Source organism: Mycobacterium paraffinicum, assembly GCF_001907675.1.
Lineage (GTDB): Bacteria > Actinomycetota > Actinomycetes > Mycobacteriales > Mycobacteriaceae > Mycobacterium > Mycobacterium paraffinicum_A.
In genome coordinates this window covers 1-24577 of the sequence record NZ_MPNT01000055.1, presented here as the reverse complement: position 1 = coordinate 24577, position 24577 = coordinate 1, and the positions used below count along the sequence as shown (strand labels likewise).

Sequence of the window (24577 nt, the reverse complement as noted above, 5' to 3'; positions counted from 1 at the left end):
TCAACGGCGGCGCGATCGCCGTCGGGCACCCGATCGGCATGTCGGGCGCGCGGATCACGCTGCACGTGGCGCTGGAACTGGCGCGGCGCGGCGGCGGATACGGCGTCGCCGCGCTGTGCGGCGCCGGCGGGCAGGGCGACGCCCTGATCCTGCGGAATCCCAAGCGTCCGTGACGCGTTCGGCGTCGACCAAGCGCAGCATTCAGGCGCCGTACGGGACCGAGAACGGCGCTCTCGCGCGCCAACGTGACAGCCCGTGGTGACCGATATTCGGACAGTTCGGCCACAAGACCTCGACCTACATTCGGGCGGACGAGCAATTCGTTAACCGGAGGGTCGGGTGGCGCTGCAGTTCGAGGGCAAGGTCGCACTCATCACAGGGGCGGCGTACTGGGACGAATCGACTTCGTCTTGGGCAATGCTGGGATCGCGGCGAGACTCCGGCGACAACCGCCGACTGCTTCGACTCACGTGGATCACAAAGTCGATATGTCCTGCACCCGTTAACAATCGACCAAACCGGCTAGACCGTGCGCAAACAGCCGGGTCACATCCGAGTGTGCCCATAATGGGCGCTCACACCTGAAGCGAAGGAGAAACATTGAGCAGCGGGAGAATTGAGATCGACGCGCCGTTTGCCTGGAGCCGATACAATCTGCGGGCTACTTTGACGGACAATGCTCGACAGTACCGCGACAGCGGTGTGATCGATAGTGGGATGGTGTGGGACCAGCTCACATGGTTTACTCCGCCATGGATGTGGGATCCCGATTCGATCCCGATGGCGCGTGTGCTACCGGATTGCGACTCGTTTCCCGACCCGTTCACCTCGCTGGCCCATGCCGTCGGTGCGGCACCCGGTCTAGGAGTTACGGCCGCCACCGACACGGTGCGGCGCAGCCCAGCAGAGCTTTTTGAAACAATGCTCACCCTCGGCGAATTGTCCGGTCGGCGAGCAACGTTGCAATTGGGCGCCGGTGAACTCAAACAGGCTCAGCCGTTCGGTTGGAAGCGCGCACAGGGCCTGAAGCGGATGGAGGACCACCTGAGGATTTACGAGAAGTTTCTCTCTAAGGACGGGCCGATCGATTTCGAAGGCCACCATTGGATCTATGACCAGGCGTGGCTCGGGGACGCCAAGCGCCTGCCACCGCGCGTCTTTTGCTTGGGCGGCGGACCGAAACTGCTTGAGATCGCGACCAAATACGCAGATGGCTTCGCCACGCTCGCGCCGGGAGTAGCGAACGGCGGTGAGCACCTGCAGGAGATCGTAACCAGCTTGCGTGGCCAAGTCGCTGAGCACGGCCGCGATCCGGAGGCGTTCGAATTCGCGCTTTTCCCTTGCGCATTGCTGATCCATGAGGACGAGAACGTGATCGATCGAGCTCTCGATCACCCGTTTATGCGCTGGCTCACGGCGACGTGGGGTCGGATCAATCAGGAGGACTGGCGGCGCGACGGATTCGAGCCTCCCCGGCCCGGCTGGCACTATGCTTTGGACCTGCTGCCGGTCAAGGTCAGCAAGGCTGAGGGTGAGGAGGTTCTCGGTCGGGTAACACGCAAGATGACAGAAGCAGCATGGATATACGGCACGCCGGCACAGGTCGCCGAACAACTGCAACCGTACATCGACGCGGGGGCGACGTGGCTCCACCTTGGGGATACCCTGCCCTTCCTTCTGGATCCGGAAGATGCCCAACTCTCAGCCAATCGGATCATCGAGGTAGCGCGAATCCTTAAGCGCACCAACGTATCCGCAGACGCCAGATCGTCCGTCGCACTCAACCAGAGCTCATAAGACCAAATCTCGAGCACCTCGCCCTGAGCGATGAACGGCCACTGCAATGGCTCGGGGCGTTAGAAAGGAGTCGGATTTTAGCCGTACCGGCGCGATACGATCGAACATCATGAGGTTGACACCGTCGACAGAAGAGCCCGATCAAATCTAAAGTACCCGAGAGAGATTCAGCGGCCGGACGATGAACAGGGCCGCCTGCGATCTCTCATTTGTGGCGACAGCGCTCGGCGGAGCAACGTGTGACGTCTCGACAAGATCGCGATGAGATTCTGGGACCGTTAATGTGATCCCTTGCGGCAGGCGCGATTGGGAAGTAACGCCACGCTATGTCGGTCCACATCTTCGCTGGCGTCGACAGTTGCGAAGGAAGGCTATCGCGGCCACGAATGCGCGGCATTCTCTACCCATCCGCGCGGATTAATCTGTGAATCAGTCGGACATACTTGAATATTCAGGTTCTTTACTTGAATGTCCCTGGGCCACTTGCTATTTACTCAATCAAAACCTAATCTCGAATTATGACTTATCGTGTGATTCAATGGGCGCCCGGTGTCGTCGGATCTCTCTGTCTTCAGCAGATAATCGACGATCCTTCGTTGGAACTCGCCGGCTTGTACGTGTACAGCGAGCACAAGGAGGGCCGTGACGCCGGCGAGCTCGTCGATCGACCGCCGACGGGGATTAGGGCAACTCGGGATCGCGATGCGGTGATCGCCAGCGAAGCAGACGTGGTGCTCTACACGCCGCTCTCCTCGTCATTGCAAGAGCTCGACGACGACGTCGAAGCACTGCTGTCCTCGGGCAAGAACGTGATCAGTACGGCCACTTACTTCGCCCCGGAGTTCCGCGGGCCAGAAGTGGTTGAGCGGCTCACCCGGGCTTGCCACGCCGGCAACACCACACTCTTTGGCACCGGTATCGAACCCGGCTTCATGTTTGACCGCGTTGCAGCGACTTTGACCGGTATGTGCACGGAAGTCGACCATTTGCGGTTAGTCGAGCTCGTTGATTGCACGGACCACCCCGCTGCATCCACACTCATTGATGCGCTTCGTTTCGGCAGGCCAGCCAGCGAAGTTCACGGAGATATGCCGTTCGGCCCATACTTTGCGGCGTTCTTCTCCGAGATGGTAACTGGCGTAGCTCGGAATCTCGGTGTCACGCTCACCAAGCTGGAGACCGGGCTCGAACCGGCCACGGCGACAAAAGATCTCGACCTTGTGGTCGGGCATGTCAAACAAGGCACCGTCGTGGCAGTCAAGCACACCGTTGCCGGCTACGTGGGCGACCATCGATTCCTTGACGTCGAGGTTTACTGGTCATGCGAGCGAGGCGCGGGCGGCTGGCCGATCCCGCCGGACCGATACCAGTGGATCATTGAGATCGAAGGAAAGCCGTCGGTTCGTAGCGTGTTCGACACGTTGACGACACTGGATCCGGCCGGCGACCTTGCGGCTTATGACCCCGCTTTTCACGCCACGATGGCCACCGCGGTCAATGCCATTCCAGATGTCTGCGCGGCGCCTGCCGGTATTTTGCACGCTCCGGTTTTTGCACCTTGGCGGCCGCCGACGCCTTCAGGTTAGAGCACAGCCGCGTTGTCGCTGGGTGCTTGCAGCCACTAGCCGGCACCGAGTGCGGACGCCACACTCATACTCGACATAGCAGACAAGATTGGAAGTTGTACTTTCGCGGTCGCCGAACCGACGCGCCCAAATAACCTACACGCCGGCCCACGCGCCGAATCGGCACTACGCGTGAGTGCGGCACGATCCACTGACCGGAACTTGCCGAAACGCCACCGCATGAAGGCTTTTCTCAGCAGCTCGGAGGCCGACAAGCCTTGGGTTGCTGCGACGTTCGCACCATGAGCATGTGCATGACGAGGCCAACATATGTACTCGCCAGCTCGCTTGGGTCTCGGCGGCGGCGCGTTGGGAACCACCGACTGACGTCGATGCACAGTGATGAGATGGCCAGCACCGCGGCATCGACATCCTCGACATCGAAATCACCTGCGCGGACTCCCTTTTGGATTATGTCGCTGAAGACTGCCGTGGTCTTTTTTCGTATCGTCGCGATCTGGCGGTAGTGCGCCTGGGACAACGACCGCAGTTCGTACTGCACCACGCGGGCCAGCGCGTGATTGACTGCGTGCCACTCGACATAGGCGCCCACCGCGCGCTCTAGTTGGGAGACGGGCCCCCCGGCCTCCGAGTGATCGATGGTCACTGCGGCGAGCGCCGCGGTGTGCCCTTCCAGGCTTATCGCGTAGAGCAGCGACTCCTTCGTCTTGTAATGGGGATACACGGCGCCAGGGCTCAGCCCCAGGCGGGTGGCGATGTCACGCAGCGACGTTGCGCCATAACCCCTTTGGGCGAATATCTCGACCGCCGCGGTCCGGATGCGTGCGGCGGCCCTGGACGTTCCGATTTGACTTGCGTCACCTCTGGTCTGCACTTCGCCCATGCCCCGTTCTTTCTACTTCCTAGCCTCTTGACACAGCGTCGGGTGTCATCCATTATATGCGAACGTATAGAAACTATACGCTCGCATATTTTATTCACTGCTCCCCGCCCCGTGGGCGACCAGAGTAGGAGCGCTATGACCGAAGCCGTGATCGTCGCCGCCGCCCGTTTCCCGATCGGTCGGGCCGCTAAGGGCGCGTTGGTCGATATGCGACCTGACGACCTCGCCGCGCAGATGGTTTCCGTAGCACTGGCACAGGTTCCGGCCCTCGACGTAGCCGATATCGACGATCTCGACCTGGGCTGTGGATTGCCCGGCGGTGAGCAAGGCTTCCAAATCGCCCGCAACGTCGCGGTCCAACTGGGTTACGACGGTCTGCCCGGAACCACTGTGACCCGATACTGCTCCTCGTCGCTGCAGACGACCAGGATGTCGATGCACGCGATCAGGGCCGGCGAGGACGATGCGTTCATTTCCGCGGGGGGTCGAAACCGTGTCCCGGTATGTCAAGGGCATCTCAGATTCCTTACCCGACACGCACAATCCGATCTACGCAGACGCCGAACGCCCATCGCGCCGACGGCGCCTCCGAGCGGTCGCATGGCCACGATCGTGCAGCGACTGAGCTAGCAAGGAGAAATAACAGGTATGCCGAACATGTCGTTCAACTTCGCCGGGCGTAGCGCGATCGTCACCGGCGCCGCGCGAGGCATCGGCCTTGCCATCGCGCGCCACTTCCGCGCCGCTGGTGCGACCGTGTTCATGGTGGATTTCGACGAGCGGGCCCTGGACGAGGCGGCCAGTGAGGTCGGAGCCGTCGCAATCCCCGCCGACGTCACTCGCAGCGCGGACGCGGACGCCGTCGTGTCGACCGCCGTCGCCCACTCCGGACGCGTCGACATCCTCGTCAACAATGCCGGCATACTGCGTGACAGGGTCTTATGGAAGCTCACCGACGACGATTGGGACCAAGTGCTGGCCGTCCACGCCGGGGGCACGTTCCGATTGACCCGAGCCTGTGTACCGCACTTCCGCCAGCAGCACTTCGGCAGGATCATCAATGTGACCTCCTACACCGGATTACACGGCAACCGGGGCCAAGCCAACTACGCGACGGCCAAGGCCGGGATCATCGGCTTCACCAAGACTGCGGCGAAGGAACTCGCCCACTTCGGAGTCACGGTCAACGCCATCTCTCCTAACGCGGCTACTCGAATGACCGCGTCTATTCCGGCCGATAGGGTCGCCGAGGTCACCGGCCCGATTCCCCGATTCGGAGATCCGGCCGAAATGACTGCCGCCGTGAGCTTTTTGGCCTCCGAAGAAGCTGGCTATGTCACCGGAGTCGTACTTCCGGTCGACGGTGGCCTATCGATCTGAACCCTCACCGTCCCGAAAGCGCTATGTCTGAACTACTTTCGCGCCGCGATATTGACTTCCTGCTCTACGAATGGCTCGACATCGAGTCTTTGACGCAGCGGGAACGTTTCGCAGAACATTCTCGAGAGACCTTCGATGCAGTGCTCGACCTGAGTACCGACATCGCCACTCGCTACTTTGCTACACACAACAAAAAGAGCGACGCCCACGAACCACGAATCCTCCCTGACGGCACGGTGGCCCTCATCGAGGACATCAAAACCGCACTCGACGCGTACATCGCCTCGGGTCTGATCGCCGGAGAGTTCGACGAAGCCGTCGGTGGTATGCAGTTGCCCACAACGGTCGCCCGCGCATCGATGGCGTTCTTTCAGGCCGCGAATGCCGGCACGGCCAACTACCCGTTTCTGACCATCGCCAACGCGCATCTCATCGCCGCGCATGGCACCGACGAGCAGGTCAACCGGTATGTGCGGCCCATGCTGGAGGGCCGCTACTTCGGCACGATGTGCCTGTCGGAACCGCATGCGGGCTCGTCACTCGCCGACATCACCACCCGTGCGGAACGTCAGGCCGACGGTACCTACCGCATCACAGGCACCAAGATGTGGATTTCGGGCGGAGACCACGACCTCAGCGACAACATCGTTCATCTTGTCTTGGCCAAGACACCTGGCGGCGGCGCTGGAGTCAAGTCGATCTCGCTGTTTATCGTGCCGAAGTATCTGACTGCGGACTCGGTCTGCCCGCAAACCACAGTGCGCAACGATGTCGTGCTGAGCGGGCTTAACCACAAGATGGGCAATCGCGGGACGACTAACGCCGTCTTGACCTTCGGCGACGGTACGTACACTCCCGGCGATCAACCCGGCGCGGTCGGGTATCTGGTCGGCGAAGAGAACCGCGGGTTGGCATACATGTTCCACATGATGAACGAGGCCCGTATCGGAGTCGGTTTTCTCGCCACCGCTCTCGGCTACGTCGGCTACCTCAAGTCCGTCGAGTACACGCGCGCCCGCACCCAGGGTCGTCCGCCAGATCTCAGTGGACGCGACATAGCGCCGGTCCCACTCATTGAACACGCCGATGTACGACGCATGTTGCTGGCCCAAAAATCCTACGTCGAGGGCGCCATGGCACTCGGCTTGTATTGCGCTCGGTTGGTCGACGAGCAGGCCAGCAGTTCGGATCCCGAACAGATCCGCGACGCCGGGCTCCTGCTGGACGTGCTGACACCGATCGCCAAGAGCTGGCCGTCCCAATGGTGTCTGCTGGCCAACGACCTCGCCATCCAAACACACGGCGGCTACGGCTATACCCGTGACTACGACGTGGAGCAGCACTACCGCGACAATCGGCTCAACCCGATCCACGAGGGCACCAACGGTATTCAGGGAATTGATCTACTTGGGCGCAAGGTGAGACTGCACGACGGCGCTGGCGTCCAGGTGCTGACCGCGAGGATCGCCGCGACGGTCCAACGCGCACAGGCAGGCGATCCAGACGCCGGTCGTTGGGCCGCACAGCTACATAACGTGTGGGACAACGTGCGGGAGGTGACGACGCAGCTGGTGAATCACAACGACCGCCGGCTGGCGTTGGCCAACTCCTCCATTTACCTCGACGCCGTCGGCCACACCTTGATTGCGTGGATGTGGCTCGATCAGCTCAACGCGACGGGCGGACGTCGCGGGAGTTTCTATGCCGGCAAGCGCGCCGCCACACGCTACTTCTTCACCTACGAGCTGCCCAAGGTGTCGGCCCAACTCGATCTGCTCGCCACCATGGACACGACGACCTTGGACATGCACCCGGACTGGTTTTGAGGCGCATGTTCCCGCTGCCGCATCGGCATGGCAGGATTTAGCAATTTCTTGGCTAATCTGCGTGATGTCGCCAGCGCTGACTGCGGATAGGTTTCAACCATGGCAAACGAGCGCAAACTTAAAGTCTTGGTGTCTGGTGCGGGTGCGGCGGGCCAGTGCGCCGGCTATTGGTTAGCGCGCCACGGTTTTGACACCACCGTGGTTGAACAAGCGCCCGCTCCCCGGATCGGGGGCTTCGCAACGGATTTGCGTGGCGTTGCCGTCACGGTGGCCGAGCGTATGGGAATCGCCGATGCCTGCCGGGACGTGCGGGTGCGGCTGCGAGAAATTGTGCGCTTGAATGAACACGGCAAGCCGGTCTGGAAGACCGACGGCAACTTTGGCGCCGGCACCGGCGACATCGAAATCCTGCGGGATGACCTCACGTTCATCCTGCATCAGGCCCGCGAATCGGTCGAGGGCCTCACCTATGTGTTCGACGACAGCATCACGTGGATCGATCAGGACGACGATGGGGTGGACGTCACCTTCAAGAACCACCCGCCCTCGCGGTACGACCTGGTCATCGGCGCCGACGGGCTGCACTCGAACGTGCGGTCCTTGGTATTCGGCCCGGAGAGCACCTTTGCAAAGCCTGCGGGGTTCTACGTTGGCATCTACACCATTCCCAACCTGCTGAACATGGAACGGCAGTGGTTCGTCTCGTCGCTGCCCGGAAAATTCGTCAGCGTGATGCAGTACGGCTTAGACAAGCACACCCGAGGCATGTTCATCTTCACCTCGCCGCCGATCACTTTCGATAAGCGCGACCAAGAAGCGCAAAAGGCGATTATCCACGATGCTATGAAAGACGACACCGAGTACTGGGCAGTTCAGACCCTGCTGGACGCGCTGCCGGGCGCAACCGACCTGTATTTTGACGAGGTGACCCAGATCCATATGCCTTCATGGTCACGCGGCCGGGTCAGCCTTGTCGGCGACGCCGCGTGTGCGCCGACCTTGCTCACTGGTCAAGGCACCAGCGTCGCCGTCGTTGGGGCGTACGTACTGGCGGGTGAACTCAAGGCCGCCGGCGGCGATCCGCACATCGCCTTCCCCAGGTACGAGGCGGCTATGCGCCACTACGCCGAGGTGAACCAGGCAATCTTGAATAGCACTCCAGAATTCACCCTTCAGGCGACATGGGAGGACATTAGGCAGTCCACCGCCGAAGTGCTGGAGATATTTGAATCCGGCAACGATGATGCCACCGGCGGGGCGCTGCTCGCCCGTGCAGCGAACGCCATCGATCTCCAACTGTACTAGCCGGAGGTGGGCATGGATCCACAACTGCTGACGTCGCACCCGCATCTTGTGCCTCGCGAGGCGAACGCCGCCGCGATGCGGATCGTCATGGACGATTTCCGGTACCCACCGCACCGCCACCACAAGGCGGAACTGGTGTTCGTCGCCAGCGGCGTTTTCACGTGCGAGGTGGATCGAGATTTGTGGATTGTTCCACCCCAGTGTGGATTGTGGATCCCGTCTGATCTTGAGCACTCGGCGCACGGCGAGGGCGACATCGCGGTGTACGTGCTATTCGTCGAGCCAGACGTGCTCCCGCAGTTGCCTAATAGCGCCTGCACGGTGTCGGTATCACCGCTTCTACGTGAATTGATTGTCACGGCATCGCAGCTTCCGCAGCTCTACCGGCGCGGAAGTGCTGAAGAACGGCTGATCCGAACGACACTCGATCAGCTAGCCGCGGCCCCGGTGGAGAATTTGCGCGTTCCTATGCCCGGTGATCCGCGGCTGCGCACTATCGCCAAGGCGTTGCTCGACAATCCAGCCGAGCGCCGCACCATCGGGCAGTGGGCGCGGCAGGTTGCCATGAGCGAGCGCTCACTTTTTCGGCTCGTCCAATCCGAAACAGGTATGAGTTTTGGTCGATGGCGCCAACAGTTCCAGCTCATGTTGGCGCTGCAACGGCTGTCGCAAGGCGCGCAGGTGCATTCGGTGGCGTCAGATCTGGGCTACGAGACCGACAGCGCGTTCATCACGATGTTTCGCAATGCCCTCGGCGAATCCCCCGCCCAGTTCTTCGCACGGCGTCGCGCCCGAGTTCGTCACTCGGACAACAGCTTCCCGATGTCACTCTGACACTTCAGGTCTCTGACCCACCCGTTGGCGAAAGCCTGTGCAGATTGCGCTTAACACGACCGCCGTCGCAGTTGAATTGGTCCATCAGCCGGACGCCCGCGACCGATATCGGTTCAACCAACCCCGTTAGAGGTATCACCGACGTCGAGCACAGTCGCGCACGCACGCCAGTCCTCGTCGCGTGTAGCGTGGCTGGCCATATCCACCTCCGTCAGCTCAGCCCAGCGGCTATTGCGACGGGTCAAGATATTTCGGCAATTGCGACGGGTCGAGATATTCGTCAATTCTGACGATCGTGCCCGCAGCCCCCAGAGTGACGAAAACCCCTATGTGCGCCTCGAATTCATCGCCAGCAGGGCCGCGACCACGTAACGTATGCTGCTGGGCAAATCCATCGGGAATCTTTACTCGCCGGATGTCGTCGTACTTCAGCGTCCAGTAGTCGGTAAACGCGGCCAGGGTGCGAAGGGTCTCCTCGACACCGTCCACCTGGTTGTTGGCGTTGTGCCACACCAGCGCGTCAGGCGCAAAGCACTCGCGAACGGCATCCAAGTCACCGCTCTCCATGCCGGCGAACAACTTGTCGCCGATAGCCGCCGTTTCGGTTTGACCTTCCATACCCGTGGAGTGCATTGCCATAGTCTCCTAACCGCTCTATGTCTCAGTCCGTTAACAGGTTTCGCGACGCCATCCATCCCATGGTCTCATCGACAACGGACTCAAGGCTGGTGGTGTCATCCCGGTAGTAGTGGTCGGCTCCCTTGGCGATGAAGAACGTCTTGTCCTTACTCGCACATGCAGAGAAGAAGCGTTCGGAATGTGGTTGCGGGACGATGTGATCGGCACTGTTCTCGATGACCAACACCGGAATGGTGATATTGGCCGCGGCGACCGCCGCGTGCGCGCGGCTGTCATCGAGTGACCACTGCGACAGCCACGATCGCAGTGTGCAATACCGCGCGATTCCTGCGGGGTTGACGTTGGAGGCCTCAGGGTCCCCCATCAATGACGTTCCGGGTTTGCGATCGTTGGGGTCGATGGCCGGGTCGAGACATCGCGGATCGGCCATCGTCCGGTGAGTCAGTATGACCCGATCAGTTTCGGCGCCTCCATGGAGCCGGAGCTGCTCGAGTAGCTCCTTAACGTAGGCGGTCCGCCGGCGTACCCGCGCCTTCTGTTGGGCTCGGAAGTATTGCAGGTAATCCGCAGTAAAGGGAGGTTTATTGGGATTGCGCGGATCGTATAGGTCAAGTTCTGGATTGCGGATGTCGGGGTTGGCTTCGTCGAGCACCGACGGGTCGATGAAGTCTGCGAGCATTTCTGCGCGCGAGAGGTGTGCCGCGTGAAACACGAGGCCATCGCCGCCGATGAGCTGTCCGAGCGCTATTGGATCGCCTGCGGGCGTATCGACGACGGTGGGGTTCTCGGCTTGCGATTGATAGTAGGAGGTCAGTGAGCCGCCACCGGACCAGCCCGACAGGACCACTTTCTCGTACCCCCACACCTCCTTGGCATGCCGGACGAAGGCACCGTAATCGAGGAGCACCTTCTCCATGATGAGTGCGGTGTCGTTGCGCGTGTATCGGCTTTCGGCACACAACACGTGCATGCCGGCCTCGGCCATCGCCCGCGGTACCGGCAACCGGCTGATCGTCGCGGTGGGATGCATATATATCAACAGCGTGTCCGACGGCCGATCCTTCGGCAGGAATCGCACGCCTTCTAGTGCAACGCGATTCGGCTCAACATAGCCGTATGTCTCCTGGCCCTGAGTGATCTCCGTATGGGTGATGCCCACCCATTCCGTGGTCAATTCGAACTTCTGACGCGTCGACACTGGTGACCTTCCTATGCTCTCGGTTGTTGTGATCGGCGGTTACGTTCCGAATCTCTTTGGGATCGCGTCCCATTGCGAGGCGTAGTCCTCGACGACGGGCATGGTCGAACGCGCGAAATGGGTGACCTGCACGGGGAACCGCGTCTCGAACAACAGCATCAGCTGGTCGTCGAGCTTCACCGGAGACGGCGACGTTTCGCGTAGGGCGCCCTGGGTTCGAGCATCGGGCCCATGCGGTGTGAATCCGTTGGTCAACGTTGTCGAGCCCAGCTCAAGGTCACCGAACTTGCCTTGCAACAATACAAGGAATTCCGTGACACAGTTGCGGTGAAATCCTGGGGCCAGGAACGTGTGATCGCCGACCACCCAACGGGGAGTGATGGCCATGACATCGAAGTTGGGCCCTAGAATCGGGTCCGACGGTGAGGTGAGCAAGCAGAAGATCGACGGGTCGGGATGATCGACTGTCGCCGTGCCCATTGCCACGAATCGGTGCAAGTCGTATTTGTAGGGATACAAGCTTCCTCGCCATGCGACCACGTCGAGGGGTGAATGATCCATCTGGCAGTTCCACAGGTTGCCCCCGAACTTATGGGTCCATTGGACGGATCCATCGTGGTCCTCGTAGGCCGCGACCGGGATCTTGAAGTCGGTGGCGTTGGCGAGGCCGTTCGATCCAATGAGCCCAAGTTCGGGCAAACGCAGTGGCATACCGAAGTTTTCGCAGACGAAACCGCCGGCGTAGCCATCTAGAAGCTCGACACGGAAGCGAATTCCCCGCGGTATCACGGCGATCTCGCCGACGTAAACGTCGAGGATCCCATATTCGGTAACCAGGTGCAGGCCACCGACGTGCGGGACGATCAGCATCTCGCCGTCGGCATTGCCGAACACCTTGTCCCGCATCGAGGCGGTTGCCGAGTAGGCGTGAAACGCGACGCCGGTTTGCGACAGCGGTGAGCCTGTGCCGAAAATCGTGACGAGACCGTCGAGGAAATCGACCGAAGCTTGTGATGTCTTGTACGGGCCCCAGCAGTAGTCGAGCGGCGCAGCCGGCAGCGTGAACGGCGGGGTGAGGAAGCTTGTGCTCCCAGCTTGCTCGAATCGGCCATGCTGCACGGATGGACGGATCCGGAACAGGTAGGAGCGACGGTTAAGTCCACGCGGCGCACCGAATGTCGTCCCCGACATCAGCTCGCTGACCAGTCCGTGAGCGACCTTCTGTGGGCTGTTTTGCCCGAGCGGGAGGGTTCCCGGCAGGGCCTCGGTCTCGAATTCGTTCCCGAGACCTGACTGGTAGGCCATGGCCTGTGTTGTAGTTGTGTCTGATGTTGTCGACGACCCATCGACGTCAGCCGCTTGTTGTGTCATCGCGGAATCACTCCAATCTATCAATCAGCGTTAGCGAACCAGGTCTCGCTCAGCACATATCAAATCCTTTGTAACCCGCTTCAATACATTCGCGCCATTTCGCAAAATAGGTGGGCACGCCTGCGGGATAATTGAGCATCTCGCGCGGTTTTCCCGGAACGTTTGCGCCGACGTACCAAGAGTCAGCACGATCGAACAATGATTGGCTAGAACTTTCAAGAACGTGCTCACGCCATTGCTCCTCGGCTTGGCGTGAGGTTTCGATACGAGTAAACCCATGGTCACGCAGATACACCAGCGTGTCGACAATCATATCGCCCTGAAGTTCCGCACACGTCGGCCCGTTGCAGAACCCCGCCGGACTCTGCGGGCCGTACACCATCAGAAGATTCGGAAAGGCCTCCGTCGCGATTCCCAGGTGGGCACGCACTCCGCCGTGCCATTTCTCTTGCAACGTCGTCCCGTTCGTGCCGCGAATGTCGATTGCGAAGTATCCGCCGGTCAGTGCGTCAAATCCGGTGGCCAGAACCAACGTGTCGACGTCATAGTGCGCTGTGGTCGTCGATACGCCAGAGCCTGTAATCCGTTCGATTGGAGTCTCACGAACGTCGACAAGTGTCACATTCTCTTGGTTGAACACTTCAAAATAGTTCTGCTCTAACGACGGTCGTTTTGTGCCAAAAGGGTGCGGCGCAATCGTTGGAGCAAGCTTCTCCGCGACCCACGGATCCTTGATCCGAAGACGTGTTTTGTCCCGCCAGAAGGCGTAAGCTGTCGCGTTGGCTTCGTCGTCGGAGAGGATATCGTTGAATGTGCCGAGCCACGGGTAGAAACCGCCCTTTTCCCACAGCTCTTCGTAGACGTGACGGCGCTCCATGTCAGTCAACTCCAGCGCGGACCGGTCGAGGAAATCAATATCGAATCCGGCGAACGTTTCTGCGCGTTTCTTGAACTGGTTTGGCTGCGCGATTTTCACTGCTCGGCGGGCGTCCTCATCCAATTGCTGCTGACGCATCGGCAGCGCCAGAATCGGCGTGCGCTGAAAAACCGTGAGCTGCTCGGCACACCGACCCGCTTCTTGGACGACCTGAACTCCACTTGCGCCAGTGCCGATCACGCCGACCCGCTTGCCCGATAGATCCACTCCGTCCTGCGGCCAGGTCGCCGTGTGATGGCATTCGCCCAAAAAGTCCTGTAGTCCTTCGATTTCCGGTAGGTAGGGCTTCGACGCGAAGCCAATGCACATCACCAGATAGCGAGGGAAGAACCTCACACCGTCGGCGGTGGACACAAGCCAGCGGCGAGCGTCCTCGTCGAACTCGGCAGCGGTAATGCGCGTGCTGAACGAGATATCGCGACTAAGCTCCAGTTTTGCATCGACGTATCGGAAATATGCTCTTACTTCTTCCCATGACGGAAAGAGTTCGGTGTAATCCCAGTCCTGCCAAAGCGCTTGATCCGAATATTGGTATATCGCTCCGAGGGTGTCGACACGGGCTCCTGGATAGCAGTTCCAGTACCAGACGCCGCCGAGCTCTGCTCCCGCCTCCACGACATGAACCGAGAAGCCGCGCTTCCGTAGGTTGTGGAGTTGATACAGTCCGGCGAACCCGGCGCCTACGACGAGGACATCCAGGTATGGGTCAGCGTCGGTACCACGCTCGATGCTCGAATCGGTGAAGACCACCGTAACCCTCCCGGACAAGTAGAGGCTCGGAAAACTGACTTGAACCTATGCCCGCCGCATCTGCCTACACTGTCCCAATGTCGGTCACGGACAGCATGTTTGGTCATGACGCGATCAGTAGACGGTGTTCTCCAGATCGACGCCGGCGTTTTGCAGCTTGCGGTAGAGCGTTGAACGGGAGATCCCAATGAGCGATGCTGCCTGCTGCTTGTTGCCGCCAGTTTCAGCGAGCGCATCCAAGATCACGTGCAGCTCGGCCTGCTCGAAGCGAGACAGCGGCCGACGGGGTGCAGACCTTCGCAATTCGGCCGGCACGTCATTGAGTCCGAGAGTCTGTCGAGGAGACGCCGCCGCCATCTCTCGGAGGACCGAGAACAGCTGCGTGATGTTTCCCGGCCACTGACAACGCAGGAACAACTGGAGTACTTCGGGAGCCAATCGCCGATCCCCTAGGTGGGCGGCAACGAGGGCTGGCAGGTCATTGGGTCTGTCGCGCAGTGGCGGTAACCGAATGGTCTCGGCCTCCAGCGCAGAGAACGTCGAATCGTCCGACATTTCGCCGCAAGTGCGGGTGAGGACACAGCGTGTACCTCGCGCCTGCGCGGATCGCAGGAGCGGCACCAAACGTCGAGTCGTGTCATCGTCGAGAAGCTCGACGTGGCGGATTAGCAGATCTTTGGGTTGCTCGCGTAGCAACTCCCCCAGCTTGGCTAGCCACTCGTGGCCGCCGTCAACGCCCGCTAGTGCCGCATCGTAGGTCGGTGGTTCGTCAGTTCCCGTCGCGTTGTTATCCCGGAGCAAAGCAGACGCGAAGGTCGCTTTTCCCACGCCCGGCTCGCCGCACACGAGCACTGTCCGGGTCCCGACGGACGCCATGCCTGTCGTATACGACGTTGCGGGGAACGGGATGGATTCCGCGCGCGAGCGATGCTCCAAGATCTGCACCGAAGAACGGCCACCAGGATGGACCCGTTCGCGGCGATCCACAAGCCGGCGAATCTCCATCGCCGAGCCGATAGCCTCTCCACCGTCTCGCACAGCCGTCGTTCGTGTCGCCACCAAAGTGCCGTCGTCGAGTACGAATTCGTCGATGATCGGATCCGAACTCGACAGCGCGCGCGAGGCATGGTCCCACAACAGCGGGTGATCCATATCCTCGAAAAGCCGCGCGGCTTGCGGATTCGCCATCAGGATTCGATCACTCAGAACCACCAGCCCCGCCCGAGTCCGACGATTGGCACGCATGAAGTGGTCCAGTAGTGAGCGCTCATGAAGCGAATGCTGCTCGAGCAATCGTTCCTCAATCGCTCGACCGATCTGTTCGGTCAGAAGTTCGATGGCCTCGTTCTCAGGATCAGCGCGAGTCGTGACGTCCAGAATGCCCACCGGTCGTTGCTGGATCGGATCGCTGATTGGGACACCAACACACGTGAAGTCCACGTACTTGTCCAGATAATGCTCGTGTCCATCCACTCGGGTCGCGCGCCCGATTTCGATCGCCGTACCGATCCCGTTAGTGCCTACCGCGTCTTCGGAGAACAGATGGCCGGGGCTGATGCACAGCCGGTCAAGGCGCGACCTCATCCCTTTGTCGCTAACCCGACGAGCGACGATAAGACCTGTCCCGTCGCTGACGATGACGCTGACTCCCAGACCGGCCAGCCTGTCTTCCATCGCGTTCAACACCGGTTCTGCGGCGCGGAGCAAACGAGACTGGGTGCTGAAATCGGATCGGTAGGGCGGATCGACCACCTCAGGACGGACTGAACATAGTGTCGAGCGCATCCACGACAACGCGATCTCGTCGCGAATCCCGGGCGCTATTTCCGGCTCGCCAGACCGCAAAAACTGCTCTCGGCGGCGCGCGACCTCACTGTCGATCACCTATGGACCTCCCAAACGAACACGCCACAAATGCTGCGGCGCAGACCACCAGTATGGTCTCGAGCGCTGCGTATAGTTGTGTCATTTTAGGACAGGCGATTGGTGGGCCACGGCGTTAATGATGGAATTCGGCCGAGACGTGCCTGCCTGGGTCATGGTTCGCCGTGGATTGATATGAGACAGTGAGCCGGCTGCGGACAAACATAGGCTAGCGAGGTGGCAAGCACTTCAACCGGAGTGGATCGCACCTTCGAAGTAATCGTTGACGGCTATTCGTATCTGGAGAGTCCCCGTTGGCGCGACGGTCGGCTCTGGTTTTCAGACTTCTACACCCATCAAGTTGTCTCAACCAATGAAATCGGTGGGGACAGTCGCGTTGAGGCTCGGGTGCCTCAGCAGCCATCCGGGCTTGGCTGGCTGCCCGACGGTCGACTACTAATCGTCTCGATGCGCGATCACGCAATTCTGCGCCGAGAGCTAGACGGTGAGCTCGTCCTTCACGCTGATCTGACGGGTCTTGCCGCCGGACCGCTCAACGATCTCGTCGTCGATGACCGCGGCCGAGCCTACGTGGGCAACTTTGGATTCGATCTCATGGCCGGAGCACGAATGGCGGCTGCGCCGCTCGTCTGCGTCAATGTTGATCGTAGCGTGTCGATCGTTACTGAGCCGCTGCACTTTCCAAATGGTGCGGTGATCGCTAACGACACCTTGATCGTGGGCGAAACGTTCGGGAATCGCATCAGCGCTTTCGATATTCACGACGACGGGTCACTATCCGATCGCCGAGACTGGGCGCGATTTGGACCGTTGCCCGACACTGACGAACTGACCTCCGCACTGCAGGCGCTCGCCGTCGGCCCGGACGGAATATGCCGAGATAGCGAAGGCGCTTTGTGGGTGGCCGATGCCCTAGGGCGGCGCGCCATCCGAGTCCTTGAGGGCGGCCAGGTAACTCACGCAATTCATTTGGACACCGGCATCTTTGCGCTCACGCTCGGCGGCAATGACGGCAGGACGCTTTTCATGTGTACCGCACCATCTTTCGCAGAACATGAGCGGCGCAACACGCGCGAGTCGCGAATCCTCACTACACGGGTGGATGTCGGCGCGTGAACGGCAACCGTGCTCAGTGGAACAGCCCTGGGATGGAATCATCGATTGGCACAGTTCGATGCCCGCCGCGGGCGATGCATCATCGACCCCTCTCCGCGGGGCGCGCACGCGTGCGCCGACCCACCCTGGCTTCCACTGGGCTTAACATATCGCCGCGCCGAACTATGCTGTCGGAGTGCCGATCTCGGGCCGGCCGTCGTCCAAGCATCATTTGAGCTTTCGATGCGATCACCGATGTCGGGACGCGCCAACCGTGAAGGGACGACCTTCGTGAACGAAAGAACATCGCGGAACACCACATGCATGGAATGATGCAAGACCGTCCGCTGACCATCTCGATGCTGTGGCGGCGACTGGACAAATGTTTCGGACATAAGCGAGTCATCACTGGTCTGCTGGATGGCGAACGCGAATTGAGATGGTCGAACGTATCGGAGCGGGCACGCAAGTTGGCCGGCGCATTGGACCAGCTCGGTGTGCCGGCTGGGGCCCGCGTGGCTACCTTCGGGTGGAACACACACCGCCACGTCGAGTTGTACCTGGCCGTGCCATGCACGGGTCGAACACTACATACGGTCAACCACCGATCATTTCGTGATCAGATCACGTTTATGGTCGACAGCGCCGGCGACGACGTCGTGTTCGTCGACCGCTCGTTGTTGCCGACCGTCTGGCCGATGGCGGAATCGTTAGCTAAAGTTCGTCATTTCATCGTCATGGACGACGGCGCGGATAACCCGATTCCAGCCGACGCCAGGGTAATTGACTACGAAGCTTTGCTCGAACGATCGGATGCCGCGTCGACGATTCCCACGGTCGGCGACGAGAACAGCGCCGCCACGTTGTGTTACACCTCTGGAACGACGGGCAACCCCAAAGGGGTTCTCTACAGCCATCGATCCGTCGTATTGCATGCGCTGATGCTGCTGACATCGGATGTGTTTGGTATCCGCGAAGCAGATGTCGTAATGCCCATCGTGCCGATGTTTCATGTGAACGCGTGGGGGCTTCCGTACGCCACGATGCTAGCTGGGGCGGACCTCGTCCTGCCCGGCCCAGGAACGGAACCCCCGCGCATCGTCTCCCAGCTCCAGCGCCACAAAGTAACGTTCGCAGCAGCTGTCGCCGCCGTCTGGCGCTCGCTGATACCGCTGATCGGCGATAGCGATCTGTCCGCCCTTAGAATGACGATTTGCGGTGGTGGGCCACTGGACCCAGCCCTGGCGGCCGCATACGAGAATCTCGCCGGCGTGACACTGACCAACGCGTGGGGCATGACAGAGACCAGCCCCGTAGTCACGGTTGCGCGTACGTCGTCGGTCCACAACGACTTGGACGACAGCGAACGGCGTGGCCTGCTCGCAACTGCTGGCGTTGCGGCCCCACTGACGGAGATTCGGATCGTCGGCGATGACGGTGTCGAAATCGAGTGGGATGGCGTCACACCGGGCGAACTGCAGGTAGCCGGGCCGACGATCGCTGCGGGCTACCTCGATACGCAGCGCGGTGCCGAATCATTCAGCACCGATGGCTGGTTGAGAACCGGTGACGTCGCGACCATTGACCCTTATGGCTATGTCCGCATCGTTGATAGGACCAAGGATCTCATCAAGTCCGGCGGTGAGTGGATCTCCTCAATCGAACTCGAGAACGCGATAATGACCCATCCGCGCATCTTGGAAGCTGCCGTCATTGGCCGAGCCGATGCACGCTGGGGCGAGAGGCCGGTTGTCTTCGTCGTCTCGAAGGATTCCCAGCAAGTCGCACTGCAGGACTTGCGTGAGCATCTGATCTCACGGGTCGCATCGTGGTGGGTTCCCGATGAAGTGTTCGTCGTTGATGCCATCGCCAAGACTGCTACGGGCAAGTTCGCCAAGTATCAGTTGCGCAACGAGTACCAAGCGATCTCCGCAAAAACCGGAAGATCCTGAAGTAAGGGTATGTAAACATGCATATTGGAGTAATCCCGGGTGACGGGATCGGTCCGGAGGTGGTGGCCGAGGCGCTGAAGGTGCTTCGCGCAGTGGGCACGGAATTCTCCGCGGTCGAGTACGATTTGGGCGCGCAGCGGTATCACCGCACCGGCGAGCTGCTGACTGACAGCGACCTGAACCGTCTACGCGCGCATGACGCCCTGTTGCTCGGGGCAATCGGAGATCCGTCGGTGCCTAGCGGCGTGCTCGAGCGCGGGCTCCTTCTCAAACTTCGGTTCGCACTCGACCACCACGTCAATCTGAGACCCAGCCGACATGTACAAGGTGTAGCGGGTCCGCTCCGCCGGGATGCCCCCTTCGATCTTGTCGTCGTGCGCGAGGGGACCGAAGGACCCTACGTCGGCAACGGCGGAGCCATTCGGGTAGGCACACCGCAGGAGGTTGCCACCGAGGTCAGTGTGAACACCCGGTTCGGTGTCGATCGCGTCGTTCAGTACGCGTTCGATCTCGCGTCAAATCGGACGGGCCGGCTCACATTGGTCCACAAAACCAACGTTCTTACTCACGCCGGAGGGTTGTGGCTCCGCGCCGTTGACGCAGCGGCTCGCAAGTTCCCCGATGTCACGGTTGCCTACATGCACATCGACGCAGCCACGATCCATCTCGTCACTGCGCCTCAGCAATTCGATGTCCTTCTGACGGACAACCTGTTTGGTGACATTATTACGGACCTTGCCGCCGCGATCAGCGGCGGCATCGGGCTGGCTGCCAGCGGCAACATCGATACCACCGGCGCGCATCCCAGCATGTTCGAGCCCGTTCACGGCAGTGCTCCCGACATCGCGAACCAAGGAAAGGCTGACCCACGGGCGGCGATATTGTCTGCGGCGATGATGTTGCGTCATTTAGGATTTGATGCTGAAGCCCAGGTGATAGACAAAGCTGTGGTCGAGGACTTGAGCATCAGCGGAAACCAATCCGGCTCGACCTCGGACATCGGGGATCGCATTGTCCAGCGCATCGGCAACTGACGCGGATGCGGCCCTATCCCCATCGCGCAATCAGCTCGGACTCGGCCGGTCCCGGCAAATGGCTATTCCATGCCGGTACGCCCGGGCGTCCAGAAGGGTTTGGTGAGGATGTGTCGCCGGTCCCAACCACGTTCGGTGATGAGGATCTTGCGGAGCGCCTGAATGGTGCGCGCCTCACCGGCGAGGTAGGCGACGCCGGGTTGATCGGGCAGCTCGAGTGCGCGCACGGCGTCGGCGAGCACAGCGGAGTCCTCGGCCGTGGCCTCCCCACGCTGCACGCGATGAAGCGGTCGAGCCAGATCGAGGTGATCCCCCCGGTCGGCCGCCTCTATCACCCCGTGCACCTCCGCGGTCAACGGCAGTGACCGCAGCATCGCGCCGAACGCAACCGACGCCGTCTCTTCCCCGGCGAATACGTGATACGGGGCATCTGGTCGTATAACGAAATTGCCCTGGGGCCGGGTGAATTGGACATCGTCGCCCACGGCGGCGGCGCGTGACCACCTGCGCGCGGGTGTTTGCGTCTGCGGGTCACCGGAGTGGTTGAACATGACGATGTCGAGCGTGCCGACTTCGGGGTCGACGTCGTAGATCGAATAGGTGCGCAGCGCGTCGTGGGGGTGCAGGCGCAGGAGCGATTCACCGAGACCCGCGACTTGCAGACGGACATGTTGTCCCGGCTTCCAGCTCAAACCTTGTAACCGGTTGCCGCTGAACTGGATACGTCGCATCGTCGGTGTCTGCTGTTCGATGTCGCTGATGGTCGCGGACAGGAAAACCGCGTCGCGCAGCGACTTGATGAGCGGAAGAGCATCGATGATCGTTGGCATAGTCGCCTCCAATTACGCTGGTTAGATAACTACTTCAGTGCCGCATGTTCGCCACGGACGCAGGAACACTGCGGTCATCATAACGGCACTATGTAAGGTTAGGCTGGCCTAAGTTGCATGTCAATGGCTCGGCCTTACGTCCCGACTCTTGACGAATTAGTCGTCCCTTGCGATCAGGCTGCCACGCAGCGGAATTAGCTAACCGTGCAACTCGCGCGACGATCGAATGTGATCGGTTGTTCTTCAACGTCGGGCGTGCAGGACGTTGCCGACTTACACCTATCTCCCGATGATGATAGGCAACCACCGTGATCCGCGGTGCCCACCGTGCTACTGCGCCGGTGGTTGGTAATTCGCCGCCGTACGCCGCAGCTGCCAAATCTGTTCTGGACAGAGTAGATTCACCGCATAGGACACCAAGTAATTCGCCGAGGCCTCATCGTTAGGAGTGACGTCGCTTTTCACCTCACCCATCACTTGCGGGTAGCCTTCGCCCCGCGTCACCTTGTCGCAGATCCCATGTCCATAGCCGACTGCGTCGTTGTTGGGAAAGTTGTAGTGCCGCCGCACGGCCACGTCGTAGACATACTCCACCTCGGGCGCCGGGGCAGCGCCCGCCCGAGGTGTTACCGGCTGCGTGAGGCCGCCCGCCGTCGCGAGGGCGAGGAGCATCACGGTGAGAACACCGCCTCGCCGTGACGGCCTGCCTCGCGGCCTGCCGTTGCGGCGGATCGGGCCGTGACCGATCACCAAATCGCCACCCGTATGCTCGTTTCTAGGCTTGCCAGATACGTCGCGACTCATGTGATGCCCATCGGCGAAACATCATGTCCCGCGGTCAGATTGGCGCTTCAGGGGGCAGGCCAAAAAGGAGCCTGCCATATTGCTCGCAGGCATTTTCCACGTCAAGGTAAGCGTGCACACGGAGCATACTTATGTCACGGAAGAAGCGCTGCAAAGGAGATTTCGAGCGGAACGCCTCGGCGCCTGCAGCCCCAACCACCGCGTCGATCCCATCAGCGCAAAAGTCCGTGATTGTGGCAACACGGGCCTTCAGTGCGGCACGGGTTACCGGTTCGCGAAGAACATCCGGCGGCGTGGTCGTCAGTATCCTCAGGTAGTCATCCCACATGGTGTCCGCCAGGTCGGCGCCCGCTAGACCACGCCCCACCTTGATCTGTGTTAGTTGTTTGCTCGGCGTTCGCGTGGTGAAACGCGGCCCTTGGCGCGCCTCGACAAACGTCTTGTAGTCGTCCACCACAGCCCGGTAGGCGCCGACGATGATGGGCAAAACTTCGGCGAGCAACAGCGGCATCACTGGCAACGAGTACATCGCATTGCTGCTGTGCAGCTGGGACCCGGGTGAGCTTCCACCCATCACGCTTGCCGCGTCGACGGTGCGGTATTCGGGAACGAACACGCTGTCAAGGACCATGTCGTTACTGGCCGTTCCGCGCATCGCGACGACGTCCCAGTTCTCGACAACCTTCGCGTCGGCGGCCGGCACCACGAACAGCAAGTGCTGTCGGGATCCATCCTGACCGTCGGTCAGCCCGCCCGAGATGTACCAATCCGCGGCGGCAGAGCCCGAGTTCCAGCTACTGCGGCCGGTGACGAGATAGCCGTCGGCGACAGGCTCCATCTTGAACTGAGGCGCGGCGGTACCTGGTGACAGGGCAAACGACTTGTCCCCGAACACCTCTTCCTGTGAGCGCTCCGGAAACAGTGCATGCATGAAGTTGTGTCCCATGTAAAACGCGAAGATCCATGCCGTCGAGCTGCAACTAGGGGCGATGGCTCGGACGATCCGAGACATCGTGTCAACGCCAAGTTCATAGCCCCCGTAGCGTTTCGGGACCAGCACCTTCGGAAACCCTGCGCTGCAAAACTGGTCGATGAGGTTGCGGGAGACTTCGCCGCGCTGTTCGGTATTCACCGCCTCGCTTGCCACTAGAGGGGCGAGTTCGCGTGCTTGCTCGACCAGTCTGGTACTCAGGTCCATGTTGTTCGTCGATCTCCATCTCTGTGTGCTCAACTTCTTCGCTTGAGCGACGGTTCAGCGGAAGAAGGATCTGGCGGAACTTGGTCCCGCTGAAGCCAGCAATGTCATTTCACAACGGGCCAATGCTGGGGTGCTGTCCGAATGTGCGACACGCCATGCGATTTGATATGGACGTACCCGTGCCGTCGTGCGGCGCCTGACGAGATCGCTTGGCAAATAGCGATTTCGATTGTTGGCCATGCCGGTGGGTCGCCGCCTCCATGGGTCAGTCATCGATGCCATCGAATGCGTTGTCGGAAAACAAAATAGCGTCGACGCCCTCGGCGCCCTCAACGTTAGGATCTAACCGGGCGGCAGCGTGCACTGCTGCTACTGCGATGTGCATCAAGCTTTCTACCACGGCGTCAACGTCGAATGGCTGGCCACTCTCCAGCCAGTGGACGGCGGTGGCATCGATGGCGCCGGCGAAGGCCCGGCCCAGCATGCGCATCGCATCACCAGTTGGATCAATACCCAGAATCTCGAGAATCGCAGCCACCGAGTCCCTTCGACGGGATTCGAACACTTCCCACGCCTCGGGGTCGACGCCACGACCCGCGAGCACTAGCCTCAGCGCTAAGCCGCGGTGGGCGGCGAGGTACTCGAAGTGTTTCTTGAGGGCCTCACGTATCTGGCGACCGGGTGGCACGCCGGGACGTAGCTTGAAGTTGGCGCTCATCTGGTCGGCGCCGACGCGCATTGATTCGAGGTAGATGCCGCGCTTGTTGCCGAAATAATGGAATAAGAGGCCGTGGGCTACGCCGGCTGAACGCGCAATGTCGGCGACTGCTACGTCGTCGAAGCTTTTCTCGGAAAACAATTCAATGGCGGCCCCGAGTATTCGCTGACGTGTCTCGGCAGCTTGCTCAGCTCGCGCTGTAACGCGACCGGTGTCGGGCTCTACCGCCACTTAGACTTCTTCCTCGAGACATCCGGACCGACTCTGCCATCAGCACTGCGCGTCTTGGCAATCATCCATCTTGATTATGAGTCATTGACCGCCTATCAACAAGGTATCATGGCGATTTATCCCGATCTGCTCCTAGCAGGTCTCCGTCCCAACGGTCAGGGAGCGAACGGAGCGATGGGCATTTATGCGGTCACCGGCTCGGCGTCCGGGATGGGCTACGAGACCGCGCAGCGGCTCAAGGCCGACGGGCACACCGTGATCGGCGTCGACATCAAGGACGCCGACATCGTCGCCGACCTGTCGACGCCGCACGGCCGCCGACAGG

At 60.8% G+C, this 24577-nt stretch carries 19 protein-coding genes and 3 pseudogenes; 12 read left to right on the top strand and 10 right to left on the bottom strand.

What is annotated here, in order from left to right; genetic code table 11:
- The 3 genes and pseudogenes from BRW65_RS29870 to BRW65_RS29860 form a co-directional block, all read left to right on the top strand.
- Positions 1-173, top strand: a pseudogene (locus tag BRW65_RS29870) (acetyl-CoA C-acyltransferase); the annotation flags it as partial.
- 427 nt (positions 174-600) lie between these two features.
- Positions 601-1797 (top strand): LLM class flavin-dependent oxidoreductase, encoded by a 1197-nt coding sequence (locus BRW65_RS29865; protein ID WP_139273320.1) that lies wholly within the window; start codon positions 601-603, stop codon positions 1795-1797.
- A gap of 518 nt (positions 1798-2315) precedes the next feature.
- Complete coding sequence (locus BRW65_RS29860; RefSeq protein ID WP_139273319.1) at positions 2316-3383, top strand: NAD(P)H-dependent amine dehydrogenase family protein; 1068 nt, start codon at positions 2316-2318, stop codon at positions 3381-3383.
- 232 nt (positions 3384-3615) lie between these two features.
- Here the strand turns inward: BRW65_RS29860 and BRW65_RS29855 are convergent, their stop codons facing one another.
- The gene (locus BRW65_RS29855; RefSeq protein ID WP_073880935.1) at positions 3616-4266 is read right to left on the bottom strand and encodes a TetR/AcrR family transcriptional regulator; all 651 of its coding nucleotides are present in this window, start codon (positions 4264-4266) and stop codon (positions 3616-3618) included.
- 135 nt (positions 4267-4401) lie between these two features.
- Here BRW65_RS29855 and BRW65_RS29850 point away from each other — a divergent pair.
- The 5 genes and pseudogenes from BRW65_RS29850 to BRW65_RS29830 form a co-directional block, all read left to right on the top strand.
- Positions 4402-4870 (top strand): annotated as a pseudogene (locus tag BRW65_RS29850) (beta-ketoacyl synthase N-terminal-like domain-containing protein); the annotation flags it as partial.
- Positions 4871-4914: 44 nt separating this feature from the next.
- Entirely contained in the window at positions 4915-5646 is a 732-nt protein-coding gene (locus BRW65_RS29845) for a 3-oxoacyl-ACP reductase family protein (RefSeq protein WP_073880933.1), read from the top strand.
- 23 nt (positions 5647-5669) lie between these two features.
- A complete protein-coding gene (locus BRW65_RS29840; RefSeq protein WP_073880931.1) occupies positions 5670-7472 on the top strand; it encodes an acyl-CoA dehydrogenase in 1803 nt (600 codons plus the stop codon).
- A 99-nt stretch (positions 7473-7571) separates the two neighbouring features.
- On the top strand, positions 7572-8777 hold the full coding sequence (locus BRW65_RS29835; protein WP_073880929.1) for an FAD-dependent monooxygenase: 1206 nt from the start codon (positions 7572-7574) through the stop codon (positions 8775-8777).
- A 12-nt stretch (positions 8778-8789) separates the two neighbouring features.
- Entirely contained in the window at positions 8790-9611 is an 822-nt protein-coding gene (locus BRW65_RS29830) for an AraC family transcriptional regulator (protein WP_073880927.1), read from the top strand.
- 228 nt (positions 9612-9839) lie between these two features.
- Here the strand turns inward: BRW65_RS29830 and BRW65_RS29825 are convergent, their stop codons facing one another.
- The 5 genes from BRW65_RS29825 to BRW65_RS29805 form a co-directional block, all read right to left on the bottom strand.
- A complete protein-coding gene (locus tag BRW65_RS29825; protein WP_208611956.1) occupies positions 9840-10244 on the bottom strand; it encodes a nuclear transport factor 2 family protein in 405 nt (134 codons plus the stop codon).
- 28 nt (positions 10245-10272) lie between these two features.
- Positions 10273-11448: an alpha/beta hydrolase gene (locus BRW65_RS29820; protein ID WP_084188095.1), complete on the bottom strand. Its 1176-nt coding sequence runs from the start codon at positions 11446-11448 to the stop codon at positions 10273-10275.
- Positions 11449-11487: 39 nt separating this feature from the next.
- A complete protein-coding gene (locus BRW65_RS29815; protein ID WP_073880925.1) occupies positions 11488-12753 on the bottom strand; it encodes a homogentisate 1,2-dioxygenase in 1266 nt (421 codons plus the stop codon).
- Positions 12754-12868: 115 nt separating this feature from the next.
- Positions 12869-14506 (bottom strand): flavin-containing monooxygenase, encoded by a 1638-nt coding sequence (locus BRW65_RS29810; RefSeq protein ID WP_073880923.1) that lies wholly within the window; start codon positions 14504-14506, stop codon positions 12869-12871.
- 114 nt (positions 14507-14620) lie between these two features.
- Positions 14621-16390, bottom strand: a complete 1770-nt coding sequence (locus BRW65_RS29805; protein WP_084188091.1) for a sigma-54-dependent Fis family transcriptional regulator — start codon at positions 16388-16390, stop codon at positions 14621-14623.
- A gap of 216 nt (positions 16391-16606) precedes the next feature.
- Between BRW65_RS29805 and BRW65_RS29800 the strand changes: the two genes are divergently transcribed.
- From BRW65_RS29800 to BRW65_RS29790, 3 genes are all read left to right on the top strand, one after another.
- Positions 16607-17506, top strand: coding sequence for an SMP-30/gluconolactonase/LRE family protein (locus BRW65_RS29800; protein WP_244168274.1), 900 nt, complete (start codon positions 16607-16609; stop codon positions 17504-17506).
- Positions 17507-17805: 299 nt separating this feature from the next.
- Positions 17806-19437 (top strand): long-chain fatty acid--CoA ligase, encoded by a 1632-nt coding sequence (locus tag BRW65_RS29795; protein ID WP_073880917.1) that lies wholly within the window; start codon positions 17806-17808, stop codon positions 19435-19437.
- A 17-nt stretch (positions 19438-19454) separates the two neighbouring features.
- Entirely contained in the window at positions 19455-20471 is a 1017-nt protein-coding gene (locus BRW65_RS29790; protein ID WP_073880915.1) for a 3-isopropylmalate dehydrogenase, read from the top strand.
- A 62-nt stretch (positions 20472-20533) separates the two neighbouring features.
- On the opposite strand, the gene BRW65_RS29785 is transcribed toward BRW65_RS29790, so the two are convergent.
- The 4 genes from BRW65_RS29785 to BRW65_RS29770 form a co-directional block, all read right to left on the bottom strand.
- Positions 20534-21301: a siderophore-interacting protein gene (locus BRW65_RS29785; RefSeq protein ID WP_073880913.1), complete on the bottom strand. Its 768-nt coding sequence runs from the start codon at positions 21299-21301 to the stop codon at positions 20534-20536.
- Between the two features lie 330 nt (positions 21302-21631).
- On the bottom strand, positions 21632-21973 hold the full coding sequence (locus tag BRW65_RS29780) for a DUF732 domain-containing protein (protein ID WP_073880911.1): 342 nt from the start codon (positions 21971-21973) through the stop codon (positions 21632-21634).
- A 166-nt stretch (positions 21974-22139) separates the two neighbouring features.
- A complete protein-coding gene (locus BRW65_RS29775) occupies positions 22140-23303 on the bottom strand; it encodes an acyl-CoA dehydrogenase family protein (protein ID WP_073880909.1) in 1164 nt (387 codons plus the stop codon).
- A 265-nt stretch (positions 23304-23568) separates the two neighbouring features.
- Positions 23569-24252 (bottom strand): TetR/AcrR family transcriptional regulator, encoded by a 684-nt coding sequence (locus BRW65_RS29770; RefSeq protein ID WP_073880907.1) that lies wholly within the window; start codon positions 24250-24252, stop codon positions 23569-23571.
- Between the two features lie 174 nt (positions 24253-24426).
- Between BRW65_RS29770 and BRW65_RS32580 the strand changes: the two are divergent.
- A pseudogene (locus BRW65_RS32580) lies at positions 24427-24577 on the top strand (SDR family oxidoreductase); the annotation flags it as partial.